The organism is Sporosarcina sp. E16_8 (assembly GCF_017347095.1).
In the GTDB taxonomy this organism is placed as follows: domain Bacteria; phylum Bacillota; class Bacilli; order Bacillales_A; family Planococcaceae; genus Sporosarcina.
In genome coordinates this window covers 1-1,994 of record NZ_JADPRZ010000108.1, presented here as the reverse complement: position 1 = coordinate 1,994, position 1,994 = coordinate 1, and the positions used below count along the sequence as shown (strand labels likewise).

The following is a 1,994-nucleotide window of genomic DNA, read 5'->3' as shown; positions in this document are numbered from 1 at the left end:
TTATATCATAACATTTCGTTTCGTTCATGTCAACAACTAATTTCAATTTCTTTTTTTCGTTGTTTTCATTATGTCGTAAAGACAACTTATTAAATATACCAGTCTATCTTAGAGAATGCAAGACTTATTTTGAAATAGTTTTCATTTTGTTAGACTTACCTGTTGCTACCCTGTTTTCATATAGGTTTATGAACGCTTTTGAGAATAAGTATACTATGATCTTTCATGTATATAAGCGTTAGCCACGTTTAAAACATTGACTACATACTATTATGTGGCCTGTTCTTCAATGGCTTCTTGCATTCTTCATTTACTTTGCTGCTTTCCCTTTAGATTGACGGATAACCTGCATCTTTTATTCATTGCCTAGCTTACGCCTGCGTGAAGCATAACACCTTCTTCGATAAGCCAATTCTTGACCCAGGAAGAAGATAGATGTCGCCCCAATCGAGGCAACTGAAAGCTGGCGTAGACCGATATCAGCGCCAAAACATCTGCCAACAGCTTATAGGACCAATGTTGTTGGTGGTCTTTAACAACAATTGGTACACCTATTCGTTTATCATGATTGAAAATGACATCTATTTACTTGAACGTCTATCTCCACCTTAAAGTACTGATCGTTGAAACTGTGCCAACACTACCTCCACTACTTCGCCTGTCGATGGCCTTTTTAGACATCATGAAATGACTGGTTTGAGACAATAGTGGAAGGGTATTTCTCTGCTGAAAACAACTTGAACGCTTTCAATGTCGCTGTTTTTAATTGCTAGTAGATCTACAACCAGTTAGATAGTCCAGTATTAATTGTCGTCATTCTTCGATACATGGTTATTTTCTCTTTCTCCGGTTTTAACGATTCTAATTTAAGCATGACAGTTTGCATATGCATTTCCCCCCGCTTAATTAATATAACTAAACGAACATACACCCCCATTCTAACTAAAGGAAAAAGATATATTTTAATTACTTGATGCATAAGTAACTTATATACTTCAAAATGACTTTGTCCTAGGACTTACTTAATTTATCCATCCTCATTTTACATGTTAATCAATACTTTATAAAGCAATCCTCTCCTTCCCAAAACAATCAATTCCTTTTGGATTGCTTCCTTCTATATTAATAGATCAAAGTCATGCTTTTGTATTTAGAGCTGTGCTTAGTGAATTTCCTCCACTTCCTCTATCTTTTGGGAGCAACAGCTAACTTACCTATATATTCAGCACTACAAATTTAGATTTAACTAAGTGGTATACCTCATCAGTATAACGAATAATTCTAGCGAAGGATTGACAAGTGTGAGCCGTGGCAATAAGACCAACGGGCGATGCAGGTGAATCCTTACCTAGTGTTCTTCTGGCGAGCTTATTGTGCGAGGTCATCACAAGCAATTAAACCGTGTTGAGAGAACACTCCAATTTAGTTAAGTGTCGACTAACTACTTAAACTATGAGACATATATTATATAGAAAGTCCTGCCATCCCATATCCATACTAATCCGTCATAACCATGACACTGTGCCAAACCCCTTCGAAAGAAAGACCGGATGAATTAAAACTACGGGAAAATAACATAATTAAAGTAAACACAAAAAAATCCACTACCTATAAGGTCATGACCTTTCAACGAGACTGGCGACGTCCTACTCTTGTAGGGGGAAACCCCAAACTACCTATGCGCACGAGCTCAACTTCCCTCTTCGGGCTACAAAACGCGATGCGCGGCAGATTTCTTCATTAGCTTCAGTCGTCCAGTTCTCGCGCATATCATACGCTCCGATCCTCCTACCTTCACTTCTTCGAACTCCACCATACCTCCCTTCTCTTACTTTTCACTGTATACGTCCCTATTAACCTTCTGTTAAATATATAAAAGAGCAATTAAAAATAAACACAAAAAAAGCCACTACCTATAAGGTAATGACCTTTCAATGAGACCGGCGACGTCCTACTCTTGCAGGGGGAAACCCCCAACTACCATCGGCGCTGAA

1 protein-coding gene is annotated in these 1,994 nt (G+C 38.2%); it reads left to right on the top strand.

All coding sequences use genetic code 11. The annotated features are described in order from the left end of the window. Nucleotides 1-435 precede the first annotated feature (435 nt). Nucleotides 436-612 (top strand): hypothetical protein, encoded by a 177-nt coding sequence (locus I2484_RS20940; protein WP_207152981.1) that lies wholly within the window; start codon nucleotides 436-438, stop codon nucleotides 610-612. The last annotated feature ends 1,382 nt before the right edge of the window (nucleotides 613-1,994 follow it).

What these genes read in the sequence shown, in the direction of transcription:
- I2484_RS20940 (WP_207152981.1), top strand. Translation starts at nt 436, where the DNA reads ATGTCGCCCCAATCGAGGCAACTGAAAGCTGGCGTAGACCGATATCAG.